Below are 23,291 nucleotides of genomic sequence, written 5' to 3'. Positions count from 1 at the left end.
ATTCATCTTCCCAAATAAACTTCAACGACCCGTTCATCGGCTTGCACCTGCGCCAGCGACCCTTCGGCCAGCACGCTGCCCTGGTGCAATACCGTCACGTGGTCGGCGATGCTGCCGACGAAGCCCATGTCGTGTTCCACCACCATCAACGAGTGCTTGCCCGCCAAGGACTTGAACAGCTCGGCGGTGAAGTCGGTCTCGGCGTCGGTCATGCCCGCCACGGGTTCGTCCAGCAACAACAGTTGCGGGTCCTGGACCAGCAACATGCCGATCTCCAGGAACTGCTTCTGCCCGTGGGACAGCAACCCGGCCGCGCGATGCAGCGACGGGGCGAGGCGAACGGTGTCGAGCACTTCGCGGATACGGTCGTGCTGCTCGCCGTTGAGTGTCGCCCGCAGGCTGGCCCACACCGACTTGTCGGCCTTGAGGGCCAGCTCCAGGTTTTCGAACACGCTCAAGGCTTCGAACACCGTCGGCTTCTGGAACTTGCGGCCGATGCCGGCCTGGGCGATCTGCACTTCGCTCATGTGGGTCAGGTCGAGGGTTTCGCCGAACCAGGCCTTGCCGTGGCTGGGCCGGGTCTTGCCGGTGATCACGTCCATCAGCGTGGTCTTGCCCGCGCCGTTGGGACCGATGATGCAGCGCAACTCGCCGACGCCGATGTACAGGTTCAGGTCGTTCAAGGCCTTGAAGCCGTCGAAGCTGACGCTGATGTCTTCCAGGGTCAGGATCGTCCCGTGGCGGGTGTTCAGGCCCTTGCCGGCGGCCTGGCCGAGGCCGATGGCGTCGCGGCTGCTGCCCGAGTCCCGGTTGGCCTCGAGCGAGGGGTCGAGGACGGGTTCGAGCATGAACTCGGCCGTGGGTGTGATTCTCATGATTCGCCCCTTTTCTTCAGCAACCCGATCACGCCCTTGGGCAGATACAGGGTCACGAGGATGAACAACGCGCCGAGGAAGAACAGCCAGTATTCGGGGAACGCCACCGTGAACCAGCTCTTCATGCCATTGACCACGCCGGCGCCCAGCAACGGGCCGATCAGCGTGCCGCGTCCGCCGAGGGCGACCCACACGGCGGCTTCGATGGAGTTGGTCGGGGACATCTCGCTGGGGTTGATGATGCCCACCTGGGGCACGTACAGCGCACCGGCCAGGCCGCACAGCACCGCGCTCAGCACCCAGACGAACAGCTTGAAGCCGCGGGGATCGTAGCCGCAGAACATCAGGCGGTTCTCGGCATCCCGCAGGGCCGTCAGCACCCGGCCGAACTTGCTGCGGGCCAGGCGCCAGCCGATGAACAGGCTGGCCACCAGCAACAGCACGGTGGCCAGGAACAGCACTGCCCGGGTTCCCGGTTCGGTGATGCCAAAGCCCAGGATCGTGCGAAAGTTGGTGAAGCCGTTGTTGCCGCCAAAACCGGTTTCGTTGCGGAAAAACAGCAGCATTCCGGCGAACGTCAGCGCCTGGGTCATGATCGAGAAGTGAACGCCCTTGATCCTTGAACGAAAGGCGAAGAAGCCGAACACCAGCGCCAGCAGGCCCGGCGCCAGCACCACCAGGCACAGGGCCCAGAGGAAGCTGTCGGTGCCGGCCCAGTACCAGGGCAGCTCGCTCCACGACAGGAACGTCATGAAGGCCGGCAAGCCGTCGCCGGCGGCCTGGCGCATCAGGTACATGCCCATGGCATAGCCGCCCAGGGCGAAGAACAGGCCGTGGCCCAGGGACAGCAGGCCGGCGTAGCCCCAGACCAGGTCCAGCGCCAGGGCGACGATGGCGTAGCAGAGGATCTTGCCCACCAGCGTCAGGGTGTAGGCCGAGACGTGCAGCGGGTGGTCCGTCGCCAATAGCGACAACAACGGCAGGCTCAGCAGGGCTGCCAGGATCAGCACGCCGAGGGCCAGGGTGACTTTGGGGCCGGCCTTTTGCGCGGCCGTGAGCATCAGGGGCTGGTTCATCAGTCGATTACCCGTCCTTTGAGCGCGAAGAGGCCTTGCGGACGCTTCTGGATGAACAGAATGATCAACGCCAGGATGAGGATCTTGCCGAGCACGGCGCCGATCTGCGGTTCGAGAATCTTGTTGGCGATGCCCAGGCCGAACGCGGCGAATACGCTACCGGCCAACTGGCCGACACCGCCGAGCACCACCACCAGGAACGAGTCGATGATGTAGCCCTGGCCCAGGTCCGGGCCGACGTTGCCGATCTGGCTCAGGGCCACGCCACCGAGTCCGGCGATGCCCGAGCCGAGGCCAAAGGCGAGCATGTCCACGCGGCCGGTGGGCACGCCGCAGCAAGCGGCCATGTTGCGGTTCTGGGTCACGGCGCGCACGTTCAGGCCCAGGCGTGTCTTGTTCAACAGCAGCCAGGTCAGCGCCACCACGAACAGCGCGAAGGCGATGATCACGATGCGGTTGTACGGCAGCACCAGGTTCGGCAACACCTGGATCCCGCCCGACAGCCAGGCCGGGTTGGCCACTTCGACGTTCTGCGCGCCGAACACGAGGCGCACCAGTTGGATCAGCATCAGGCTGATGCCCCAAGTGGCGAGCAGGGTCTCCAGTGGGCGCCCATAGAGGTGGCGGATCACCGTGCGCTCCAGTGCCATGCCAATGGAGGCGGTGATGAAGAACGCCACCGGCAGGGCGATCAGCGGGTAGAACTCGATGGCATTGGGGGCGAAGCGCTGGAACAGGATCTGCACCACGTAGGTGGAATAGGCGCCGAGCATCAGCATCTCGCCATGGGCCATGTTGATCACCCCCAGCAGGCCGAAGGTGATCGCCAGGCCGAGGGCGGCGAGCAACAGGATCGAGCCCAGGGACATGCCGCTGAACGCCTGGCCCAGCAACTCGCCCACCAGCAGCTTGCGCTTGACCTGGGCCAGGCTGGTTTCGGCGGCGGTGCGCACGTTGGCATCGGTTTCGACGCCGGGCTCCAGCAGCCCTTCGAGCCGCGTGCGGGCCAGCGGGTCGCCGGTTTCACCCAGCAACCGGACGGCGGCCAGGCGCACGTTCGGGTTGGTGTCCACCAGTTGCAGGTTCGCCAGGGCCAGGCTCAGGGCGGCGTGCACCGCTTCGTCCTGCTCGCCGGCCAGTTGCCGGTCGAGAAACGCCAGTTGGGCCGGGCGCGCGCTTTTTTGCAGTTGTTGGGCGGCGCCCAGGCGCAGGCGTGCATCGATGGCCAGCAGTTGGTGGCTGGCCAGGGCGGTTTCGATCAGCCCGCGCAAGCGGTTGTTCAGGCGCAGGGTCTTGGGCTGGCCGTCGATCGTCAACTGGCCTTGCGCCAAGGCGTTGATCAACTCGACGCGTCCGGGCGCGGGTTGTGCGGCCCAGTCTTCCAGGAGCCTGGCCTGCTGGGTCGGGTTGGCGGCGACGAAGTCTTCGGCGTCACCGGCGTGGGCGGCCACTGGCAACAGCAGCACCAGGGCGAGGATGAGGCGGTAAAGGGCGGTGGGCATATGCTAGGCCTTGCGCAGTGCTTTTTGTGGGAGCGAGCTTGCTCGCGATAGCGGTGTGTCAGTCACTGTTCTTCTGGCTGATCCATCGCTATCGCGAGCAAGCTCGCTCCCACAGGGGTTGTGTGTCGGCCCGGGGATTGGGGCCGACACCCATGGGCTCAGTTACTCTTCACCGCATAGTCGGGCTTCTTGTCGTTGCCGGGGATGAACGGGCTCCACGGTTGGGCGCGGATCGGGCCTTCGGTCTGCCAGACCACGTTGAACTGACCGTCGGCCTGGATCTCGCCGATCATCACCGGCTTGTGCAGGTGGTGGTTGGTCTTGTCCATGGTCAGGGTGTAGCCCGACGGGGCGGCGAAGGTCTGGCCGGCCAGGGCTTCACGCACTTTGTCGACATCGGTGGACTTGGCTTTTTCCACCGCTTGGGCCCACATGTGGATGCCGACGTAAGTGGCTTCCATCGGGTCGTTGGTCACCGCCTTGTCGGCGCCCGGCAGGTTCTTGGCCTTGGCGTAGGCTTTCCAGGCTTCGACGAATTTCTTGTTCGCCGGGTTATCCACGGATTCGAAGTAGTTCCACGCCGCCAGGTTGCCCACCAACGGCTTGGTGTCGATGCCGCGCAGTTCTTCCTCGCCCACCGAGAACGCCACGACCGGCACGTCGGTGGCCTTCAGGCCCTGGTTCGCCAGTTCCTTGTAGAAGGGCACGTTGGAGTCGCCATTGACCGTGGAGATGACGGCGGTCTTGCCGCCGGCCGAGAATTTCTTGATGTTGGCGACGATGGTCTGGTAGTCGCTGTGGCCGAACGGGGTGTAGACCTCTTCGATGTCCTTGTCCGCCACACCCTTGGAATGCAGGAACGCGCGCAGGATCTTGTTGGTGGTGCGCGGGTAGACGTAGTCGGTGCCCAACAGGAAGTAGCGCTTGGCGCTGCCGCCTTCTTCGCTCATCAGGTATTCCACGGCCGGAATCGCCTGCTGGTTCGGCGCGGCGCCGGTGTAGAACACGTTCGGCGACATCTCTTCGCCTTCGTACTGCACGGGGTAGAACAGCAGGCCGTTGAGCTCCTCGAACACCGGCAACACCGATTTGCGCGACACCGAGGTCCAGCAGCCGAACACCACGGCGACCTTGTCCTGGGTCAGCAACTGGCGGCCCTTTTCCGCGAACAGCGGCCAGTTCGACGCCGGGTCCACCACCACCGCCTCGAGCTTCTTGCCGTTGACTCCACCCTTGGCGTTGATCTCGTCGATGGTCATCAGGGCCATGTCCTTGAGGGACGTCTCGGAGATCGCCATGGTGCCGGACAGCGAATGCAGGATGCCGACCTTGATGGTCTCGGCGGCCTGGACGGTCCAGGCCATGCCCATCGCGGCAATGCTTGCCGAGAGTGTAAAAGCCTTGATCAAGCTACGACGCTTCATGGTGCGATCTCCGTGGACTTATGGATTTTCTTGGTTGGCAGATGCGGACGCTGAAGGTGCTTTTGCAAGGGGTGTGCCCGGTCGGGAAAAGGCTTGGGAATACGGGGCGGTGCAGAGGGAAAAATGAGCGGGCGCACCACGAATGAGCGCTGTGTGGACGCGGGTGCGATCAGATGCGCCACGTTGGGGCGAAGCATTGCAGCCTTTGTGGGAGCGAGCTTGCTCGCGATAGCGGAGTGTCAGTCACATCTCTGCTAGCTGATCCACCGCCATCGCGAGCAAGCTCGCTCCCACAGGCCACTGTGCAAGCCGGGGAAGGAGGAGGGTTCAGCGCCGGCGCATCAACCCAATGAAGAACAGCCCGCCGATGGCCGCGGTGGCAACGCCGATCGGCAGGTCCTCGGGGGCGATCAAGGTGCGGGCGGCCACGTCCACCCACACCAGGAACAGGCTGCCCAGCAGCACGCAAGCGGGCAGCAGGCGGCGATGCTCGGCGCCCACCAGGCGCCGGGCGATGTGCGGGACCATCAGCCCGACGAAGCCAATCGAACCGCTGATGGACACCAGCACCCCGGTCATCAGCGAGGCGATCAGGAAGATCCACAGTCGCACTTTCGCGGCGTTCAGGCCCAGGGTCACGGCGGTCTGTTCGCCGGCCATCAGGGCGTTCAGCGGTCGGGCCATGCCCAGCAGCAACACCAGCCCCAGCAGCACGCTGGCGGCCGGCACGGCGAGCAGTTCCCAGCGCGCCAGGCCCAGGCCGCCGAGCATCCAGAACATCACCGCGGAACTGGCGCGGTGGTCACCCAGGAACAGCAGCAGGTTGGCCGCCGCCATCATCACGAAGGACACGGCCACGCCGCACAGCAGCAAGCGATCGCTTTCCAGGCGCCCCTGTCGGCTGGCGATCGCCAGCACCAGCAGCATGCTCAGCAACGCGCCGATGAACGCGGCAAGGGGCAAGGTCAACAGGCCGATGAGTTCACCGACATGCAGCACGACGATGACCGCCCCCAGGGTCGCCCCGGACGTGACCCCCAGCAGGTGCGGGTCGGCCAGCGGGTTGCGCGTGACCGCTTGCAGCACCGCGCCGATCAACGCCAGCCCCGCGCCCACCAGGGCGCCGAGCAGCAGGCGCGGCACGCGGATCAGCCAGACGATGTGTTCCTGGCCAGCGGTCCAATGCACGCTGCCTACGCCGAAGGCCTTGTTCAGCAGGATGTCCCAGACCACCGCCACGGGCACCCGCGCCGGGCCGAAGCCCAGGGACACCACGCACGACACCAGCAGCAGCGCCCCGAGGGCGATCAGTAGTGCGCCATAGCGACGGCTGTTCATTGGGCGTGAAAGCCCTGCGCCAGGGTTCGTACCGCCAGTACGTTATCGATGCCCGGCGTGGCCTGGACGTAGGGGATCACGATGAAGCGCCGCTGCTTGATGGCGTCCACCGATTGCAGGGCCGGGTGGTTCAGCAGGAACTGTTCCTTCTGCTGCGCGCTGACTTCGCCGTAGTCGACGATCACGATGACCTCGGGGTTGCGCTCGACCACGTTCTCCCAGTTCACCCGGGTCCAACTGGTCTCCAGGTCGTCGAGGATGTTGCGCCCGCCGGCCGCTTCGATCAGCGCCTGGGGCATGCCCAGGCGCCCGGAGGTCATGGCCCGGTCTTCGCCGCTGTCGTACAGGAACACACGGGGTTGCCGGGTGGGCAGGTGCTGGCGGATGTCGGCCACCTGGGCCTGCATCGAGGCGATCAATTGGTTGGCGCGATCCTGCACATCGAAGATCCTGCCCAGATTGCGCAGGTCGTTGTAGGTGTCGTCCAACGACGCGGCGGGGCGCTTCATCACGAACGCGCAGGACTCGGTCAGCTCGTACACGTTGATGCCCAGCGGTTGCAGCGTCTGCGGCGTCAGGTCGCCGCCCACGCGCATGCCGTAGTCCCAGCCGGCGAAAAAGAAATCCACGTCGGCATTGAGCAGGGTTTCCACCGACGGGTACTTGGCCGCCAGTTCCGGCAGGCCGTCGAGGATCTTCGCCATTTCGGGGGTCACCGACTTCCAGCCGCTGATACCGCTGTAGCCGACCATGCGGGGCTTGAGGCCCAGGGCGAGCATCATCTGGGTCATGTTGATGTCGTGGCTGACGGCATGCCGGGGGGCTTGGTCGAACACCACCTGGCGGTCGCAACTCTGGATCGTCAACGGGTAGTGGGTGGCGTCGGCCAGGGCCGGGGCGCTGCCCAGCAGCAGCGCGAGCAACAGCAGAAAACGCGAGGTCATGGTTGGGTTATCCAAGTGATTCGTGGGTAGCCGGACAAAGGGTGTTCGTCCACCAGGGCGTCGATGCCGAACACGTCGCGCAGTAGCTCCACGGTCAGCACTTGTGCGGGTGTGCCGCTGGCGACGACGCGACCGTGATCGATCACGTACAGCCGGTCGCAGAACGCGGCGGCCAGGTTCAGGTCATGGAGGCTGGCGAGGGTGCCGATGCCCAGCCCCTTGATCAGTTGCAGCAATTGCAGTTGGTAATGCGGGTCGAGGTGGTTGGTCGGCTCATCGAGGATCAGCAGTTGCGGCTGCTGGGCCAGGGCGCGGGCCAGGATCACCCGCTGCTTTTCACCGCCCGACAGCGTGGCGAATCCGTGGTCCTCGAAGCCTTCGAGCCCCGCCGAGGCCAGCGCGGCGAGGACCAGGCGCCGATCCTCGTGGCTGTCGCCGTCGAACAGGCCCTTGTGGGGCATGCGGCCCATGGCGACGACTTCCGCCACGCTCAGGCCGAAGGCGTCGGGAAACTCTTGCAGCACCACGGCGATGCGTTGGGCGCACCAGCGTGAGGATTGCTGCCAGACGTTGTGATGCGCCAGCGTGACCTCGCCGTGTTCCGGCCGACTGAAGCGATACGCGCAGCGCAGCAGGCTGGTCTTGCCGCTGCCGTTGGGCCCGATCAAGCCGACGAACTCCCCGGCCGCCACGTGCAACGTGACGTCACGCAGCTGGAACTGGTGATGGCAGTGGCCATGGCCCAGGGGCGTCCAGGCGAGGTGGGAGAGGGTCAGCGAGGTCATTTGTTCACTCGAAGTTTTGGGGGCGACACCGTTCCATTGTGGGAGCGAGCTTGCTCGCGAAGACGTCGGTACATTCAACATTGATATGACAGACACAAAGCCTTCGCGAGCAAGCCCGCTCCCACAGTTGACCTGTGTTCAGCTTGGACAGGCGGCGCGATTGTAGAGGTTTCGCGCCGCCTTCCGTTAACGCGGTGTCTTCAACTTGAAGATGAAGCCACCTCAGCCCGGCGATTGGCGCGCACCACCAGCCGATCCAGCAGCCACACCACCACCAGCGAGGCGCCCACCAGCGGAAACACCACCGCCAGGGCGAGCATGATGAAGACCCCGGTCTTCCAGGTCGGCAGCTCGTGACGCAAGGGCGGCACGCCGAACTTGCCCTGTGGCCGGCGCTTCCACCAGATCACCAGGCCACTGACGGCACTGAGCAGGATCATCAGGCAAATCAGCAGCACGAGGATCTGGTTCACCGGGCCGAACATCTTGCCCTCGTGCAGCATCACGCCGGTCTCGGTGGCGCGGGCGACCACGCTGTAGTGGGCCCAGCGCACATCGGCCAAGACCTTGCCGGTGTATTGGTCGACATGCAGCGTCGCGTCGTTGCGCGGGTCATCGGCGAACACGGCGATGGTGAACACGCCGGTCGATGTGGTCGGCAGGGTGATGCTGTAGCCCGGTTCCACGTTGCGCTCGCGGGCGATGTCCTGCACCGCTTGCAGGCTGACGGTCGGTGCGGCGGGGCCTTCGTGGGCGCCGCCGTGGTTCATGTGTTCGGCGTGGTCGCCGGACATCGGCATCGGGGTGTTTTCCATGGCCCAGGGCACGGTCTGGCGGTGGGCGTTGTTGAGGCTGCCCGCCTCGACGTCGGACTTGGGGACGTCGTTCCACATCGCCGCCGGGAAGCGGTTCCAGAGATCGGCGTATTGCTTGCCCCAGAAGCCGGTCCAGGTCATGCCGCTGAGCAGCATCACCAACAGCAAGGCCGCGCCCCAGAAACCGATGACCACATGCAGGTCGCGCCAGAACAAGCGGCCGCGGGCGTTCCAGCGAGGCCACAGCACGCCGGCCGACGACTGCCCGCGCGGCCACCACAGGAACAAGCCCGAGACCACCAGCACCACCCCCCAGCCGGCGGCCATTTCCACCAGACGGTCACCGACGGTGCCGATCAGCAACTCGCCGTGAATGGCCCGCGCCATGGCCTGCAGGTTGTTCTTGGCATCCTGTTCGCCGAGGACGTCGCCATGGTAAGGGTCGATGAACACGTTCAGTTCGCGGCCCTTGTCGATCACCACGAATTGCGCGCTGCGCTCGGCGTTGATCGGTGGCAGGTACTGTTTGACCTGGCCCTCGGGGTAGGCCTGGCGAACCTGCTTGAGCAGGTCATCCGCCGCCAGGGTGTGGTGTCCGGCCGGCACGTTCAACAGGCTGCCGTACATCAGTGGATCGAGTTGTGGCTTGAACAGGTAAATGATGCCGGTCAGGGCCAGCATCACCATGAACGGCGCCACGAACAGCCCGGCATAGAAATGCCAGCGCCAGGCCAGGTTGTAGAAATTCGGTTTCGGTTGGCTCATGAAAAAGCGCTCCGCGGGGCAAATTGGATTGTTATGTTGGGCGGTCAGTCAAGGTGGAAACGAACCCCGTGGGAGCGAGCTTGCTCGCGATTAGCAATGGTTCAGCTTGCATCGATGTTGGATGTACCTTCGCTATCGCGAGCAAGCTCGCTCCCACAGTGGTGTCCTTGCTGACAGATCTCCGGTGCTGGTTAGAAACTCATATCCACCTTGGTCCAGAGCGTGCGCCCCGGTTCGTTGATGGCTTGCGGGTCGCTGGCCGGGTAGCCGAACCCGGCGTTGCCGGCCAGGTTCAGGTGCTCGGCATAGGCTTTGCCGAACAGGTTGTCGACGCCGCTGCTGACCTTCCAGTGTTGATTGATGCGATAGGCGCCGTTGAGGGAGAAGACCCCGAACCCTGAGCTGGTGCCGTAGTCCTTGCCCACCACGTTGCCCTTGTTCTCATCAACCCGGTGCTGCGCCGCCACCACGCGCCACAGCGCACCGGCGCTCCAGCGGTCGGCGCTGTAGGTCAGGCCCAGGCGGGCATCCAACGGCGGCATTTGCGCCAGGGCGCTGCCGTCGCTGCTGTTCTTGCCCCAGGCGTAGGCCAGTGTCGCATCGGCCTTCCAGCGCTCGGTCAACTGATAGGCCGCGCCGAGCTCACCGCCCATGATCCGCGCGTCGATGTTCTCGGCCCGGGAGGTGCTGCCCATCATGCCGGGCGTGTAGTCGAACAGGATGTAGTCGCGCACCTGCCCGACATACGCCGAGGCCCAGGCTTCGAGGGTCTCGGTCTTGTATTGCAGGCCGACATCCAGTTGGGTGGTCTTCTCCGGCTTGATCGCGTCGAAGGCGTTGCGTGAACCGCTGGGGCCGGCGTTCGCCGAGAACAGCTCCCAGTAGTCCGGGAAACGCTGTGCATGCCCCAGGCCGGCGTAAACCGTCGTCGGGCTGTCCGCCAGGTCGTGCTCGTAGCGGACGAAGCCGCTGGGCAGGGAGTCGGCGCGGGTGTCGTCGGCGGTGGGATTGGGCCGGGCCATCATGCCGGAGCCGATGCTCTGCCGGTAATCCTTGGCCGAGGCCCGGTCAAGGCGGGCGCCGGTGACCAACCTGTCGCGGTCGGCGGCGTACCAGGTCAGCTCGCTGAACGCGCCGTAGTTGTGGAAGTCGGCATCCTTGGTGCGTGGTAGCTCTTTGTAGGTGTCGACGCCCATGCTGCTGCGTTGGCGATGTTCGTTGACCTGGGCGTCGAGGCCGCTGATCAGTTGCACATCGGCCCAGCGCCAGGTGGCCTTGATGCGCGCGCCGAGGGTGCGCCGGTCGACGTTGGAGGCCATGGGCCCGGCCATCATCCCGGTGCCGGACGGCGTGCGCAGCGTGTAGTTGTCCATCACATGGTCGGCGTAGTTGTAGTAGACCTGGGCCTCGACCTTGTCCAGCACCTCGCCCAGGTTCGAGCGTTCGAAACGCAGCCCGAGGCTTTCGCGCTTGAACTGCGAGCCATCCATGCCGCGCCCGGCGTAGCGCGCTTCGCCGTCGCCCTTGCCGGCGGTCAGCTCCAGCAGGGTATCGGCGTCGGGTGTCCAGCCCAGGGTGACGTCGCCGTTCCACTTGTCGTAGCGCGACGGCACCGTGTCGTTGTTGCCATCGCGGTAGTCGTCCGAATGGGCGGTGTTGCCGATCACCCGTACGTAGCCCAGCGACCCGCCCGCCGCGGCGTCCAGCACTTTGTCGAAGCGACCGTTGGAACCGGCCAGCACGCTGGCGTTGACCCGGGTGCCCAGTTCGCCGAACTGCTCCGGCTCGCGGTCGAACAGGATGGTCCCGGCGGACGAACCAGGGCCCCAGAGCACCGTCTGCGGGCCCTTGATCACTGTGAGCTTGTCGTAGGTTTCCGGCGAGATGTAGGACGTCGGCGCGTCCATCCGACCGGGGCAGGCCCCCAGCAGCATGCTGCCGTTGGTGAGGATATTCAGCCGTGAGCCGAACATGCCGCGCAACACTGGGTCACCGTTGGTGCCGCCGTTGCGCACCAGAGCGAAGCCGGGAATGGTCTTGAGGTAGTCACCGCCGTCGCTGGCCGGTACGGGCTGGCGTGGGTCCTTGGGGTTGGTGACGACGGTCAGGGGTGAGCTGGGCGCAATGGCGGTGATGACCGTCGGGCTCAGTTCTTCAACCTGGCCTTGATGATGATCGTGCTCATCGGCCAGGGCGTGAGGGGTCAGTAGCAAGCCGCACAGGGCGGCGACTGTGGAGGGTAAACGAACCCGTGGCTCATTCGGGGGGCAGTTGGCCTGGGCGGAGCCCAAAGCGATGCCGGCAGAAAACCTGGACATGATGATTCCATCGAACAGACGTAGACGACACGGTCGGGTGGCCTGTGGCTCTTGTGCGACCGGTTGGTGAGGTGTCGGGCTTACGCTGCGAGGGGTGGTGCGCGGGTGCGAGCACCCGGGAAGAACGACGGCCGGGCATGGCCCAGGCGGGGGGACGGGCTGGTGAAGGTCAGGGCCGGCGGCGTGTCGAAGACGCTGAAACCGTGGCCGCCAGGCAGCGCCGGGCAGTTGGACAGCAGGTTGCAATAGCCGCATTTCTCCCACAGCGCGTGATGCTCGCTTTGCGGCGGGCAGTGTTCGGCGGCGGGGGCTTCATGCCCGGCGTGGGCGCTCGCCGACATGTCCATGTCCATGCTCATGGTCATGGAGGAAGGCATGCGCTGATCCATCGGCATCGACTGGGAAACCAGTGGACCGATAAAGATCATCAGCATGGCGAACAGGCTGATCCAGCTGCCGCGTGTCAGGCTCATGGGCTGACGACGGGGCATGGGATGCCTGGCGCGGGACAAGGGCATGGGCGGTGCGATCAGTGCGTGTGGGCTTCGGTTTTAGTCCCGTCCGGGGCTTTCTTCTGCACCGCCACGTCGACCGTGACATCCCCGGCTTTCTCGAAATGCAGGGTCATGGCAAAGCGTTTGCCGTCGGTCAGCAGGCTGCGGTCCTTCAGGTCCAGCAGCATCACGTGATAAGCCATCGGGGCGAACGTAACGGTCGCGCCAGGGGCGATGGTGACGCTGGGCACCGGTTGCATCTTCATCAGGTCGTCTTGCTTCACATGCTCGTGAAGCTCGGCCTTGCCGGCGATCGGCGAATCGACGCCCAGCAGGGTGTCCGCGCTTGCGCCTGCGTTGTGGATCACGAAATACGCGGCCACGGTCGGCGCGTTGGGCGGCAGTTCCTGGGACCAGGGGTGGGCGATCTCGAGTTCGCCAGCCTTGTATTGATGAGCCTGGGCAAGGCCAACGGGAAGCAGCAGGGCAGCCAGCAGGATAAGACGGTTCAACATGGTGATTCTCCGGAATGATTCAGGACACGGTGTTGTCGTGCACAGCCATCACACCAGGGGTGAAGCGCGGGGGTTGAGGTTCGGCCATTGCTGGCGCGGCGTGGGGCTGTCGAGCGGGCGTTGGGAGGCGGTGCGGTGGGCCGGTTGCGCGTCCAGGTACAACTGCGGGACATGCCCGCTCAGAGCCGTCAGGACCGTCGAACCTGCGCAGCACCAGCAATGCTGCATGGTCGAGTGATCGTCGTTGCGTGGCGTGGCCTGTTCAAGCTTGCCCAGGGAAATCGCCATCATCTTGGTGCCGCTGGAGGAGCAGAAGCTGCCCCACAACAGCTGCTCGACCGGGGCCTCCGCTTTCGCCCCCGCATTGCCGGAAAGCGGCATGGCAAGCATGTTGAACAGCACTGCGAAGCAGGCGATCCAGGCAAATGCAAGCCGTTGTCGGGACATGGGCGAATCCGCTCGGTTGGGCGATCAGGTGGCGGTATTTAGCCTGATCGGGGGAGATAAGTAAAAAAGCCATGTGCGGTGTAGGGTCGCAGGGTTTGCATTAACAGTAGCAATAGTTTTGTAAGTGCATGCTGTTGTGGCGAGGGAGCTTGCTCCCGCTGGGGCGCGAAGCGGCCCTGAAATTGAACACCGCGGTCTATCAGGAAAAGAACGTTCGCCTGCTTGGGGCTGCTGCGCAGCCCAGCGGGAGCAAGCTCCCTCGCCACAGGGTTCAGATAGCAATGAAGACATTGCGAAGGATCATCCTCGCCATCTCCTGCTCTCCGTTCAAAAATAGAGTAGCGGCTTCATCCAGCAGAATTTTCGCGAACTCCGGATCACACTTGGCGCGACAATTGTGTGTTTATAGTCCGACCAAATGCCGCAGCCCCTGCAGCACCTGATCTGCCGTCTCGAACACCCGATCCACCTCCGGCAACACCGGCCGCTTCAACACCAGCACCGGCACTCCACGCTCGCGCGCCACTTCCAGCTTGGGTTCGGTGGCGGTGCTGCCGCTGTTCTTGCTGACCAGTACATCAATCTGCCGTCGCTCGAACAGTTCGCGCTCGCCTTGAATGTGGAACGGCCCGCGGGCGCCGATGACTTCGCAGCGTTCGTTGCCGGGGTACACGTCCAGGGCGCGCAGGGTCCAGAATTGTCCGGGGGGAATTTCGTGCAGATGTTGCAGCGGTTCGCGGCCGAGGGTGAACAGTGGGCGCTGGAAGGGTTGCAGGGCCTGGGTCAGTTCGGCCCAGTCGGCCACTTCGCGCCAGTCATCGCCGGCCTGGGGTTGCCAGGCCGGACGGCGCAGGGCCCAGCACGCAATGGCGCAGGTGCGTGCCGCCTGGGCGGCGTTGTGGCTGATTTGCGCGGCGTAGGGGTGCGTCGCATCCAGCAGCAGGTCGATACCTTGCTCGCGGATGAATTGCGCCAGGCCTTGCGCACCGCCGTAGCCGCCGACGCGTACCTGGCACGCCAGGTCGGTGGGCACGCGACCCACGCCCGCCAGGCTGTAGATGTGGGACGGGCCGAGGGTGCGAGCGATCGCCAGGGCTTCGGTGACGCCGCCCAGCAGCAGGATGCGTTTCATGTAAAGGCTCCGGCGTGGCCGACGATCCCGCCCTGGCGATCGATGGCAAAGACTTCGACTTGAACCTGCGCCGGCACCACGCTGCGGGCGAAGGCCAGGGCGTGTTCGCACACGGCGTCGCCAAGGGCGATGCCGGCCGCGCTGGCCATCGCCAGGGCTTGCTGGCTGGTGTTGGCGGCGCGGATGCCCTGCTGCAAGGCCTCGTCGGCACCGATCGCCGCGGCCCAACCCGCCAGTTGCGGCAGGTCGATGCTCGAATGACGGCTGTGCAGGTCCATGTGGCCGGCGGCGAGCTTGCTGATTTTGCCAAAGCCGCCGCAGAGGCTGAGCCTGTCCACCGGGACCTTGCGCACGTGCTTGAGCACCGCGCCGACGAAATCGCCCATTTCGATCAGGGCGATTTCCGGCAACTGGTAGACCCGGCGCATGGTGTCTTCGCTGGCATTGCCGGTGCAGGCGGCGATGTGCAGGTAGCCGTTGGTCTTCGCCACGTCGATGCCCTGGTGGATCGAGGCGATGTAGGCCGCGCAGGAGAACGGCCGGACGATGCCGCTGGTGCCGAGGATCGACAGGCCGCCCAGGATCCCCAGCCGCGGGTTCATGGTTTTCAGCGCCAGGGCTTCACCGCCCTCGACATTGACCGTGACTTCGAAACCGGCGGTGTAGCCGGTCTCTTCGGCCAGTCGGCCGAGGTGATCGCTGATCATTTTGCGCGGCACCGGGTTGATCGCCGGCTCCCCGACGGCCAGCACCAGCCCCGGCCGCGTCACGGTGCCGACGCCGCGGCCGGCGATGAAACGTACACCGGGCTCGGCGATCAAGCGCACCTGGGAAAACAATAGGGCGCCGTGGGTCACGTCCGGGTCATCGCCGGCGTCCTTGATCGTCCCGGCTTCGGCGCCTTGTTCGGTCAGCCGGCAGAACTCCAGGCGCATCTGCACCTGCTTGCCTTTGGGCAGTACGATGTCCACGGCATCGGCTTCGGTGCCGCGCAGCAGTAATCGAGCGGCCGCCAGGCTGGTGGCCGTGGCGCAACTGCCGGTGGTCAGGCCGCTGCGCAGGGGCGCGGGTTGTTCGGCGGTTTCGTCACGCATCGAGGGGTTTCGTCAGGTCCAGCAAGGTAATCGGCAACGCCTGGCGCCAGGTGTCGAACTCGCCCAGTGGCTGGGCCTGGGCGATGTGGAGCCGGGTCAGTTCGCCGCCGTGGCGTTCACGAAAGTCCATGAGGGTCATCTCGCTTTGCAGCGTCACGGCGTTCGCCACGAGCCGACCGCCGGGCTTGAGTTGCGCCCAGCAGGCATCGAGCACGCCTTCGCGGGTGACACCGCCGCCGATGAACACCGCGTCCGGGCGCTCCAGTCCTTCCAGCGCTTGCGGGGCCCGGCCGCGGATCAGGTGCAGGCCCGGCACGCCGAGGCGGTCGCGGTTGCGTTCGATCAAGCCTTGGCGGCCTTCGTCGGCTTCAATCGCCAGGGCCCGACAGCTGGGGTGGGCGCGCATCCATTCGATACCGATGGAACCGCTGCCGGCGCCGACATCCCAGAGCAACTCACCCGGCGTGGGGGCCAGGCGTGCCAGGGTCACGGCGCGCACATCACGCTTGGTCAACTGGCCGTCGTGCTCGAAGGCGCTGTCCGGCAACCCGGCCAGGCGCGACAGGCGCAACGCCGACGGCTCTGCCTGGCATTCGAGGGCGATCAGGTTGAGGTCTGCAACCGCCGCGTCGGGCCATTGGTCGGCAGTGGCGTCGATGCGCCGTTCCGCCGCGCCGCCGAGGTGTTCCAGCACGCTCATGCGGCTGGCGCCGAACCCACGTTCGCGCAGCAAGGCCGCCACGGCGGCGGGGCTGTGGCGGTCATTGCTCAGCAGCAGCAGCCTGACGCCGGTGGACAGGTGCGCATTGAGCGCCGCCAGGGGCCGCGCCACCAGCGACAGGGTGACCACCTCTTGCAGCGGCCAACCCATGCGCGCCGCCGCCAGTGAGCAGGAAGACGGTGCCGGGATGATCAGCATCTGATCCCCCGGGACCTGCCTGGACAGGCTGGCGCCGACGCCATAGAACATGGGGTCGCCACTGGCGAGCACGCACACCGGCTCGCCCTGTCGCGCCAGCAGTGAGTCCAGGGAAAACGGGTTGGGCCACGATGCCCGTTCGCCGCGGATGCACACCGGCAACAGCGCCAGCTGGCGAGGGCTGCCGACAATGTGCGAAGCCCGCAGCAGCGCATGGCGAGCCGTGCGGCCCAGGCCCTTGAAGCCGTCTTCACCGATGCCCACTACGGTCAGCCAGGGGGTCATCTCTGTTCCTCGAATCAGGTGGATGGGGTCGGCGAAGTCTCGCCCCCGCAAACCGGGCCGCCATCATACCGCGCGCCCTGATCAGCATGCGAACCCGTGGGAGCAAGGCTTGCCATCCGACATCAGCGTCTCAGCCAGCCCGCCTTCGCGAGCAAGCTCGCTCCCACACGGGATCTGTGGCGGACACACACATATCGAGTCTGCCAAATAACATTGTGGGAGCGGGCTTGCCCGCGAAGACGGCGGCACCTTCAACCGCGATGCCTCAGCCCGAACGCCCGGATTCTTGACGCCGCGGCGCACAATCCGACCGGCAAGCTTTTCATGCCCCCCGGCAAAGCAGGCATAATGGCGCTCCTTCGCCGATGCGGCGTGTCTCATTGACCGGTTGTCCCTTGAACGAACATCCATCCTCCAGCGTCATGCGTCCCTCGGGTTGTCCGGGGTTGCTGCGCGTCGTCCAGGCGCTGGACGGTGGGATCTGCCGGATCAAGCTCGACGGCGGCGCCATCCAGGCCGACCAGGCCGAGGCCGTGGCGGCGGCGGCCGAGCGGTTCGCCGGTGGGGTGATCGAGGCGACCAACCGGGCCAACCTGCAGATCCGCGGAATCGGTGCCGAGCACGCCGCCCTGATCGAGTGCTTGCTCGCCGCCGGCCTTGGCCCACGCAAACCGGCCGGCGACGACGTGCGCAACCTGATGCTCAGCCCCACGGCCGGCATCGATCGACAGGCGCTGTTCGATACCCGTGCGCTGGCCGCCGAGATTCTCGTCACCCTGCAAACCCACGAACGCTTCCCGGAGCTGTCGGCCAAGTTCGCCGTGCAACTGGACGGCGGCGAGGCGCTGGCGATGCTCGATCACCATCATGACCTGTGGCTGTCGGCCTGGGTACGCGGCGACGAACCTTGGCTGGCGTTCGGGCTGGCCGGTTCGCCCCGGGACGAACCGGCCGGCGCCGTGCCCCTGGCCGAAGGGCACGGCCTGGTGGTGGCGGTGCTGGAGCTGTTCCTCGACCTGGCGCGCCCGGACCAGATACGCATGCGTCATCTGCTGGCCGAATGTCCCCACGCTGAATTCATCCAGCGACTGGCTCGCCGCATCTCGTTGCACCCGTGCAGCGGCTGGCGGCGAGGGGCGTCCAGCGATGGCCTGCACATCGGCATTCACGCCCAGCACGACGAACGCTGCTATGTCGGCGCTGCAGCGCCCCTCGGCCGGCTCGACACCGGCATGTTGCGCGGCGCGGCGCAATTGGCCCGGGAGCGAGGGGACGGCACGCTGCGCTTCACGCCCTGGCAAAGCCTTCTGCTGCCCAATGTCCGTCGCCAGGGCGCGGACGAGGTGCTGGCGCGTCTCGCAGGGTTGGGCCTGCTGAACGCGGTGGACCAACCCCTGGCACAACTGATCGCCTGCACCGGTTCCAGCGGCTGCGGCAAGGCGTTGGCCGACACCAAGGACGATGCCCGGCAGTTGGCCGGGTGGCTGCAACACCATGGCCGGAGCTTGAAGGTTCACCTGTCCGGGTGCCCGCGTTCCTGCGCGGCGGCCCACACCGCGCCCGTCACCTTGCTGGCGGTCGCCCCCGGTCGCTACGACCTGTATCTTCGCGACGCCACGCTGCCGGGTTTCGGCGCGTTGCAGGCGCACAATCTGACTATTGAAGCGGTCGGCCACTGGCTCGCCGCTCGCCCCCGGAGCCCCCTTGATGCTTGATTACATCCGCGACGGTCAGGAGATCTATCGCAACTCCTTCGCGATCATCCGCGCCGAGGCCAACCTGGCGCGCATTCCGGCCGACCTGGAGAAACTCGCGGTGCGGGTGATCCACGCCTGCGGCATGGTCGAAGCCGTCGACGGTCTGCAGTTTTCCGAAGGTGCCGGCACGGCCGGACGCCAGGCGCTGGCCGCCGGTGCGCCGATCCTCTGCGATGCGCGGATGGTCAGCGAAGGCGTGACCCGTGCCCGCCTGCCCGCCAACAACCCGGTGATCTGCACCTTGCGTGACGAACGCGTGCCGGCGCTGGCCCTCGAACTGGGCAACACCCGGTCTGCCGCCGCCCTGGAACTGTGGCGGCCACATCTGGAAGGCAGCGTCGTGGTCATCGGCAATGCGCCGACCGCGCTGTTCTACCTGCTGGAAATGCTCGACGCCGGCGCCCCGAAACCGGCGCTGATCCTGGGCTTCCCGGTGGGCTTCGTCGGCGCTGCCGAGTCCAAGGCAATGCTGGCGGCCAACAGTCGCGGCGTACCGTTCGTGATCATGCAGGGCCGGCTGGGCGGCAGCGCCATGGCCGCGGCCGCCGTCAACGCCCTCGCCACGGAGGTTGAATGATGCAGCAGCCTGGACGTCTGATCGGCCTCGGCGTGGGGCCCGGTGACCCGGAACTGATTACCGTCAAGGCCCTGCGCCTGCTGCGCGAGTCGCCGGTGGTGGCGTACTTCGTCGCCAAGGGCAAGAAAGGCAACGCCTTCGGCATCATCGAAGCCCATTTGCAGGACGCGCAAACCCTACTGCCGCTGGTCTACCCGGTGACCACCGAAGCGTTGCCGGCGCCGCTGTCCTACGAACAGGTCATCGCCGACTTCTACGACACCGCCGCTGAACAGCTGGCCGTGCACTTGGATGCCGGCCGCGACGTGGCGGTGATCTGCGAGGGCGATCCGTTCTTCTACGGCTCCTACATGTACTTGCACGATCGCCTGGCCGAGCGCTACGACGCCGAGGTCATTCCGGGCGTGTGCTCGATGCTGGGTGGTGCCTCGGTGCTCGGCGCGCCGCTGGTGTACCGCAACCAGAGCCTGTCGGTGCTCTCCGGCGTGTTGCCCCATGAAGAACTCAAGCGCCGCCTGGCTGACGCCGATGCGGCGGTGATCATGAAGCTGGGGCGCAACTTCCCCAAGGTCCGCCAGGTGCTCCAGGAACTGGGCCTCGATGGGCGGGCGCTGTATGTCGAGCGGGCGACCATGGCCAACCAGAAGATCGTGCCGCTGGATGACGTCGAACCGATGTCCTCGCCGTACTTCTCGTTGATCATCGTGCCGGGCGAACGGTGGCAGGGTTGATGACGTCCAGCGCTCCCGCCATCATCATCCTGGGGCCGGGCAGCCTCGCCACGGCCCGGCGTCTGCAGCAGTGCTACCCGCACGCCCTGATCCATGGCCTGGCCGGGCGGGTCGAAGGGGCGGACCGTTCCTACGCCGAGTTCGGCGCGACCCTGCGCGCGTTCTATCAACAGGGCACGCCGATCATCGCCCTGTGCGCCGCCGGCATCGTCATTCGCACCCTGGCGCCGCTGCTGCTGGAAAAAGGCCAGGAGCCGCCCGTGCTGGCGGTGGCCGAGGATGGCAGTGCCGTGGTGCCACTGTTGGGTGGCCTGGGCGGGGTCAATGTCATGGCCCGGGAAATCGCCCAGGCGCTGCAAGTGGCACCGGCGATCACCACCAGCGGCGAACTGCGTTTCGGCACCTGCCTGCTCAATCCGCCAAGCGGCTATCACCTCGGCGACCTGGAGCAGGGCAAGCGCTTCGTGTCCGACCTGCTGGCCGGGGCGTCGGTGCGTATCGACGGGGCCGCGCCGTGGCTGGACCCGGCACAGTTGCCCCAGCACCCACAGGCACGGTTGGCGATTCGCGTCGACAGCGCCGCGGGAATGCCGGCGGCGGACGAGTTGCGCATCTACCCGCGCACGGTCGTGGTCGCGCTGGCGGCGGGCGCGTCACCGGCCATCGCCGAGACCTTGGAGGAGGCTGGCCTGGCGGTGCAGTCGCTGGCCTGCCTGCTGGCGGCGGACAGCGACATGGCCCGTGGCGAATTGCATGACGCGGCGGCAGCCCTGAATGTACCGCTGCGGTTTGCGCCGGCCGAGGGCGATATTGGCCCATGGCTGGGGGCAACCCTCGGTCAGCCGGCGTCGGTCCGGGTGTGGGGCGAACGTGCCGTCGCGGTGGCCGAGCAGCCCGTCGACCCGCAGCGAATCGGTCGCCCGCGCGGGCGTCTGGCGGTGATCGGCCTGGGCCCCGGCGCTGCCGAGTTGATGGTGCCGGCGGTGCGCGCCGAGCTCGATCGCGCCACCGATGTGCTGGGCTACGAAACCTACGTGCGCATGGCCGGCCCTTTCCGGGCCGACCAGGTGCAGCACTGCACCGACAACCGCGAAGAAATGCAGCGCGCCCGCCACGCCTTCGAACTGGCAGCCCAGGGGCGTTCCGTGGTGGTGGTCTCTTCCGGCGATCCGGGCGTGTTCGCCATGGCCGCCGCCGTCCTCGAAGCGTTGCACGAGGCAACGGATGCCCGCTGGCACGCGGTCGACCTGCAGATCCTTCCCGGGGTCTCGGCCTCGCTGGCGACGGCCGCCCAGGCGGGCGCGCCGCTGGGCCATGACTTCTGCGTGATGTCGCTGTCGGACAACCTCAAGCCGTGGTCGATCATCGAAAAGCGCCTGGACCTGGCGGCCGAAGCGGACCTGGCCCTGGCGTTCTACAACCCGATTTCCCGATCCCGGCCCTGGCAACTGGGGCGGGCGCTGGAGATCGTCGCGCAGCATCGCACCGCGCAGACCCCGGTGGTGCTGGGCCGTGACATCGGCCGCCCGGGCCAGACCCTGCGGGTCACGACGCTGGGGCAGTTGACCCCGGACCAGGTGGACATGCGCACCATGGTGCTGATCGGTTCCTCCACCACCTGTGTGTTCCCGCGCAGCGGGGGCGGCGAATGGGTGTACACGCCGCGCTGGTATGGCGAAAAGCCCGGCGCGTGAGCCAATGGCCGGCGCAATCGCTTGATGCCCGGCCGCTTCATGGGGCGGTTTTCTTCAAGGTAAACCGGCGCATGCGGTGGGCCTCCAGGTGCTTTTTCATCAAGGTCCGCTTGGCCTCGAATTCGCGCCTGTCCAGTTGCAGGAAGGCCCGTTGCTGGACGATCGTTGCCGAGCGTTTCTCCCATTGCCAGAACAGGAACCGGCTGCGCCTGGTTTCAACCTTCAGTTCGAGTTTGTAAAGGGCGATGTTCAGGTGGCCCTGTGCGTCGTATCGCGCCGGGATGACCTGGAAGGTTTCTCCCTGGCGGGTTTCGCCATCGAAGGATGACAGGGCCCCGTGATCGGACTGCAAGTTGTCCAGCGTGTCGATCATCGCATTCGCCTGGCGTACATCTTTCATCGCGGCCGCGCTCTGTACCAGGAAGTCCGCCACGGAACCGGCGACGACATGGGCCGTGCGGGTGTTGATGGCGTCGCCGTACAGCGACCACCCGAGGAACCAGAGGGTGCGCACGTATTCTTCGAACCAGTCTTTGGCGGCGAGATAGCGGTGGTGGGCCAGGTCCGCCGATTTCGTCGCGATATTGTGGCAGTCGGCAAGGTCATCGTGCTCTTGCAGGTGCAAAGCGCCGATATAAGAAAATAAGTTCGGGCCTGTGACCAGTCCCGAGAAAGTTGCAGGGCTCATGAAGTTTGCTCCAGTACAAATAACAACGTGAGTAGGTTGCGATGTTTTTTATAGCGCAGCCTCCGCATTGTTTGAAATGATGGGAGGGTTTTATTTGAGAGTAAATATGAGCGGTCAAAACAATAATTGATCTACATACGTTGTAATCAGCTGGAGTTGTGGTTTTTTAAATGACTGAACTAGATTGTCGCTGAACCGCAGGAGCGGTCATCAACTCAATAAGGATATTGTATGAATACGTTGGAAAGTGAACTCGACATTGCCCATAGCATTGAATTGATCAGGGGCCGCTTGAACCGGCGCAAACCCCTGGCTTCCACCAGCCGACGCATGCGTCGCAGCGTCGGCGTGCAGCACGATGACAACCCGACCCGGGCGCTGGATGCGCTGATGCTGGGCGACGCGCTGCTGGGCTATGGCCACAACATGTCGCTCAACAACATGGCGATCATGGAAAACCTGATGACCATGGCAATCATGGAAGCCAACTATGAAGTCCCCACCGGCAAGAACACTCTGGCCTGGTATGACGCTTTCATCCAGTGCCTGCGCGACCTCGGCTGCTTCATCGCCGATGACGGCTATACCCGCTACTCCGAGCGTTCGACCCGGGTGGACATGGATTACGTGATCAGCGATATCGTCAAGGGCATCATCGATGGCGTGAAGGCCAGCGTCCCGGCGGTCTCGGTGCTCGGTGCCGTGGTGGACACCACCCTCGAAGGCCTGAAGAAAGACGACAAGACCCTCGCCTTGTACAACGGTCAGGTCAAGACCGCCGAAGGCGCGCGCCTGTCGGTCATCCCCTGCGAACAATTGGCCAATGGCGTGCTCATTGCCTCGTCGACGTCGATACGCCAGCACGGCACTTCCAGCAACGGCGGTGTTCTTTTTGTGAATTGGCAGGCTTCGGCGCGGGATATTTTTCGCGGCAAGTCGTTCGTGACATTCAATCCGGCCCGCTATGAAGAGTTTCGGGGCGAGATCGAAGAGTATCTTGGCGAACATCGTCGGCAAGTCTTGCGTCAACGGTTCAGTCGGCGCCGGTTGGCCTGATCATCCTCGCACTTCATAACTAACAGTTTTGCGTCGGCCTTGAATAACCGCTTGTTCATG

Annotated in this window: 21 protein-coding genes; 5 read left to right on the top strand and 16 right to left on the bottom strand. The window is 65.5% G+C overall.

What is annotated here, in order from left to right:
* Window positions 1–2: 2 nt before the first annotated feature.
* The 15 genes from VM99_05035 to VM99_04965 all read right to left on the bottom strand — a co-directional run bounded on the left by VM99_05035 (window position 3) and on the right by VM99_04965 (window position 16,728).
* Window positions 3–875: an urea ABC transporter ATP-binding protein gene (locus VM99_05035; GenBank protein AKJ97445.1), complete on the bottom strand. Its 873-nt coding sequence runs from the start codon at window positions 873–875 to the stop codon at window positions 3–5.
* Window positions 872–1,951 (bottom strand): amino acid ABC transporter permease, encoded by a 1,080-nt coding sequence (locus VM99_05030; GenBank protein AKJ97444.1) that lies wholly within the window; start codon window positions 1,949–1,951, stop codon window positions 872–874. Before VM99_05030 ends, VM99_05035 begins: the two co-directional genes overlap by 4 nt.
* Entirely contained in the window at window positions 1,951–3,453 is a 1,503-nt protein-coding gene (locus VM99_05025) for an urea ABC transporter permease (protein ID AKJ97443.1), read from the bottom strand. The genes VM99_05030 and VM99_05025 overlap by 1 nt, the downstream gene beginning before the upstream one ends.
* A 158-nt stretch (window positions 3,454–3,611) precedes the next feature.
* Entirely contained in the window at window positions 3,612–4,877 is a 1,266-nt protein-coding gene (locus tag VM99_05020; protein AKJ97442.1) for a branched-chain amino acid ABC transporter substrate-binding protein, read from the bottom strand.
* 327 nt (window positions 4,878–5,204) lie between these two features.
* Entirely contained in the window at window positions 5,205–6,215 is a 1,011-nt protein-coding gene (locus VM99_05015) for an ABC transporter permease (protein ID AKJ97441.1), read from the bottom strand.
* Window positions 6,212–7,159 (bottom strand): iron ABC transporter substrate-binding protein, encoded by a 948-nt coding sequence (locus VM99_05010; protein AKJ97440.1) that lies wholly within the window; start codon window positions 7,157–7,159, stop codon window positions 6,212–6,214. The genes VM99_05015 and VM99_05010 overlap by 4 nt, the downstream gene beginning before the upstream one ends.
* The gene (locus VM99_05005; GenBank protein AKJ97439.1) at window positions 7,156–7,944 is read right to left on the bottom strand and encodes a histidinol phosphatase; all 789 of its coding nucleotides are present in this window, start codon (window positions 7,942–7,944) and stop codon (window positions 7,156–7,158) included. The genes VM99_05010 and VM99_05005 overlap by 4 nt, the downstream gene beginning before the upstream one ends.
* Window positions 7,945–8,144: 200 nt before the next feature.
* Complete coding sequence (locus VM99_05000; protein AKJ97438.1) at window positions 8,145–9,524, bottom strand: peptidase; 1,380 nt, start codon at window positions 9,522–9,524, stop codon at window positions 8,145–8,147.
* A 191-nt stretch (window positions 9,525–9,715) separates the two neighbouring features.
* Entirely contained in the window at window positions 9,716–11,842 is a 2,127-nt protein-coding gene (locus VM99_04995) for a TonB-dependent receptor (protein ID AKJ97437.1), read from the bottom strand.
* 80 nt (window positions 11,843–11,922) lie between these two features.
* Entirely contained in the window at window positions 11,923–12,315 is a 393-nt protein-coding gene (locus VM99_04990; protein AKJ97436.1) for a hypothetical protein, read from the bottom strand.
* A gap of 56 nt (window positions 12,316–12,371) precedes the next feature.
* Window positions 12,372–12,851: a copper chaperone gene (locus VM99_04985; GenBank protein AKJ97435.1), complete on the bottom strand. Its 480-nt coding sequence runs from the start codon at window positions 12,849–12,851 to the stop codon at window positions 12,372–12,374.
* 48 nt (window positions 12,852–12,899) lie between these two features.
* A complete protein-coding gene (locus VM99_04980) occupies window positions 12,900–13,298 on the bottom strand; it encodes a hypothetical protein (GenBank protein AKJ97434.1) in 399 nt (132 codons plus the stop codon).
* Between the two features lie 403 nt (window positions 13,299–13,701).
* Window positions 13,702–14,430 (bottom strand): cobalt-precorrin-6X reductase, encoded by a 729-nt coding sequence (locus VM99_04975; protein ID AKJ97433.1) that lies wholly within the window; start codon window positions 14,428–14,430, stop codon window positions 13,702–13,704.
* Window positions 14,427–15,524 (bottom strand): cobalt-precorrin-6A synthase, encoded by a 1,098-nt coding sequence (locus VM99_04970; protein AKJ97432.1) that lies wholly within the window; start codon window positions 15,522–15,524, stop codon window positions 14,427–14,429. The genes VM99_04975 and VM99_04970 overlap by 4 nt, the downstream gene beginning before the upstream one ends.
* A complete protein-coding gene (locus VM99_04965; protein ID AKJ97431.1) occupies window positions 15,517–16,728 on the bottom strand; it encodes a precorrin-6Y C5,15-methyltransferase in 1,212 nt (403 codons plus the stop codon). The genes VM99_04970 and VM99_04965 overlap by 8 nt, the downstream gene beginning before the upstream one ends.
* A gap of 365 nt (window positions 16,729–17,093) precedes the next feature.
* Here VM99_04965 and VM99_04960 point away from each other — a divergent pair, with 365 nt between their 5' ends.
* From VM99_04960 to VM99_04945, 4 genes are read left to right on the top strand one after another with little or no spacing between them, the layout of a single operon-like run.
* Window positions 17,094–18,443 carry an oxidoreductase gene (locus tag VM99_04960; protein ID AKJ97430.1) on the top strand — a complete coding sequence of 450 codons (1,350 nt, stop codon included), beginning with the start codon at window positions 17,094–17,096 and terminating at the stop codon, window positions 18,441–18,443.
* A complete protein-coding gene (locus VM99_04955) occupies window positions 18,436–19,062 on the top strand; it encodes a precorrin isomerase (protein ID AKJ97429.1) in 627 nt (208 codons plus the stop codon). The genes VM99_04960 and VM99_04955 overlap by 8 nt, the downstream gene beginning before the upstream one ends.
* Window positions 19,062–19,793, top strand: a complete 732-nt coding sequence (locus VM99_04950) for a precorrin-2 C20-methyltransferase (GenBank protein ID AKJ97428.1) — start codon at window positions 19,062–19,064, stop codon at window positions 19,791–19,793. The genes VM99_04955 and VM99_04950 overlap by 1 nt, the downstream gene beginning before the upstream one ends.
* A complete protein-coding gene (locus tag VM99_04945; GenBank protein ID AKJ97427.1) occupies window positions 19,793–21,487 on the top strand; it encodes a precorrin-3B C17-methyltransferase in 1,695 nt (564 codons plus the stop codon). Before VM99_04950 ends, VM99_04945 begins: the two co-directional genes overlap by 1 nt.
* A 37-nt stretch (window positions 21,488–21,524) precedes the next feature.
* On the opposite strand, the gene VM99_04940 is transcribed toward VM99_04945, so the two are convergent.
* The gene (locus VM99_04940; protein ID AKJ97426.1) at window positions 21,525–22,175 is read right to left on the bottom strand and encodes a hypothetical protein; all 651 of its coding nucleotides are present in this window, start codon (window positions 22,173–22,175) and stop codon (window positions 21,525–21,527) included.
* A 231-nt stretch (window positions 22,176–22,406) separates the two neighbouring features.
* Here VM99_04940 and VM99_04935 point away from each other — a divergent pair, with 231 nt between their 5' ends.
* Window positions 22,407–23,231, top strand: coding sequence for a hypothetical protein (locus tag VM99_04935; protein AKJ97425.1), 825 nt, complete (start codon window positions 22,407–22,409; stop codon window positions 23,229–23,231).
* The last annotated feature ends 60 nt before the right edge of the window (window positions 23,232–23,291 follow it).

The organism is Pseudomonas chlororaphis (genome assembly GCA_001023535.1).
Classification (GTDB): Bacteria; Pseudomonadota; Gammaproteobacteria; order Pseudomonadales; family Pseudomonadaceae; genus Aquipseudomonas; species Aquipseudomonas chlororaphis_E.
The sequence above is the reverse complement of the archived record's forward strand: the minus strand, read 5'-3'. Positions and strand labels throughout refer to the sequence as shown.

What these genes read in the sequence shown, in the direction of transcription:
- VM99_05035 (AKJ97445.1), bottom strand. Translation starts at nt 875, where the DNA reads ATGAGAATCACACCCACGGCCGAGTTCATGCTCGAACCCGTCCTCGAC.
- VM99_05030 (AKJ97444.1), bottom strand. Translation starts at nt 1,951, where the DNA reads ATGAACCAGCCCCTGATGCTCACGGCCGCGCAAAAGGCCGGCCCCAAA.
- VM99_05025 (AKJ97443.1), bottom strand. Translation starts at nt 3,453, where the DNA reads ATGCCCACCGCCCTTTACCGCCTCATCCTCGCCCTGGTGCTGCTGTTG.
- VM99_05020 (AKJ97442.1), bottom strand. Translation starts at nt 4,877, where the DNA reads ATGAAGCGTCGTAGCTTGATCAAGGCTTTTACACTCTCGGCAAGCATT.
- VM99_05015 (AKJ97441.1), bottom strand. Translation starts at nt 6,215, where the DNA reads ATGAACAGCCGTCGCTATGGCGCACTACTGATCGCCCTCGGGGCGCTG.
- VM99_05010 (AKJ97440.1), bottom strand. Translation starts at nt 7,159, where the DNA reads ATGACCTCGCGTTTTCTGCTGTTGCTCGCGCTGCTGCTGGGCAGCGCC.
- VM99_05005 (AKJ97439.1), bottom strand. Translation starts at nt 7,944, where the DNA reads ATGACCTCGCTGACCCTCTCCCACCTCGCCTGGACGCCCCTGGGCCAT.
- VM99_05000 (AKJ97438.1), bottom strand. Translation starts at nt 9,524, where the DNA reads ATGAGCCAACCGAAACCGAATTTCTACAACCTGGCCTGGCGCTGGCAT.
- VM99_04995 (AKJ97437.1), bottom strand. Translation starts at nt 11,842, where the DNA reads ATGTCCAGGTTTTCTGCCGGCATCGCTTTGGGCTCCGCCCAGGCCAAC.
- VM99_04990 (AKJ97436.1), bottom strand. Translation starts at nt 12,315, where the DNA reads ATGAGCCTGACACGCGGCAGCTGGATCAGCCTGTTCGCCATGCTGATG.
- VM99_04985 (AKJ97435.1), bottom strand. Translation starts at nt 12,851, where the DNA reads ATGTTGAACCGTCTTATCCTGCTGGCTGCCCTGCTGCTTCCCGTTGGC.
- VM99_04980 (AKJ97434.1), bottom strand. Translation starts at nt 13,298, where the DNA reads ATGTCCCGACAACGGCTTGCATTTGCCTGGATCGCCTGCTTCGCAGTG.
- VM99_04975 (AKJ97433.1), bottom strand. Translation starts at nt 14,430, where the DNA reads ATGAAACGCATCCTGCTGCTGGGCGGCGTCACCGAAGCCCTGGCGATC.
- VM99_04970 (AKJ97432.1), bottom strand. Translation starts at nt 15,524, where the DNA reads ATGCGTGACGAAACCGCCGAACAACCCGCGCCCCTGCGCAGCGGCCTG.
- VM99_04965 (AKJ97431.1), bottom strand. Translation starts at nt 16,728, where the DNA reads ATGACCCCCTGGCTGACCGTAGTGGGCATCGGTGAAGACGGCTTCAAG.
- VM99_04960 (AKJ97430.1), top strand. Translation starts at nt 17,094, where the DNA reads ATGCGGCGTGTCTCATTGACCGGTTGTCCCTTGAACGAACATCCATCC.
- VM99_04955 (AKJ97429.1), top strand. Translation starts at nt 18,436, where the DNA reads ATGCTTGATTACATCCGCGACGGTCAGGAGATCTATCGCAACTCCTTC.
- VM99_04950 (AKJ97428.1), top strand. Translation starts at nt 19,062, where the DNA reads ATGCAGCAGCCTGGACGTCTGATCGGCCTCGGCGTGGGGCCCGGTGAC.
- VM99_04945 (AKJ97427.1), top strand. Translation starts at nt 19,793, where the DNA reads ATGACGTCCAGCGCTCCCGCCATCATCATCCTGGGGCCGGGCAGCCTC.
- VM99_04940 (AKJ97426.1), bottom strand. Translation starts at nt 22,175, where the DNA reads ATGAGCCCTGCAACTTTCTCGGGACTGGTCACAGGCCCGAACTTATTT.
- VM99_04935 (AKJ97425.1), top strand. Translation starts at nt 22,407, where the DNA reads ATGAATACGTTGGAAAGTGAACTCGACATTGCCCATAGCATTGAATTG.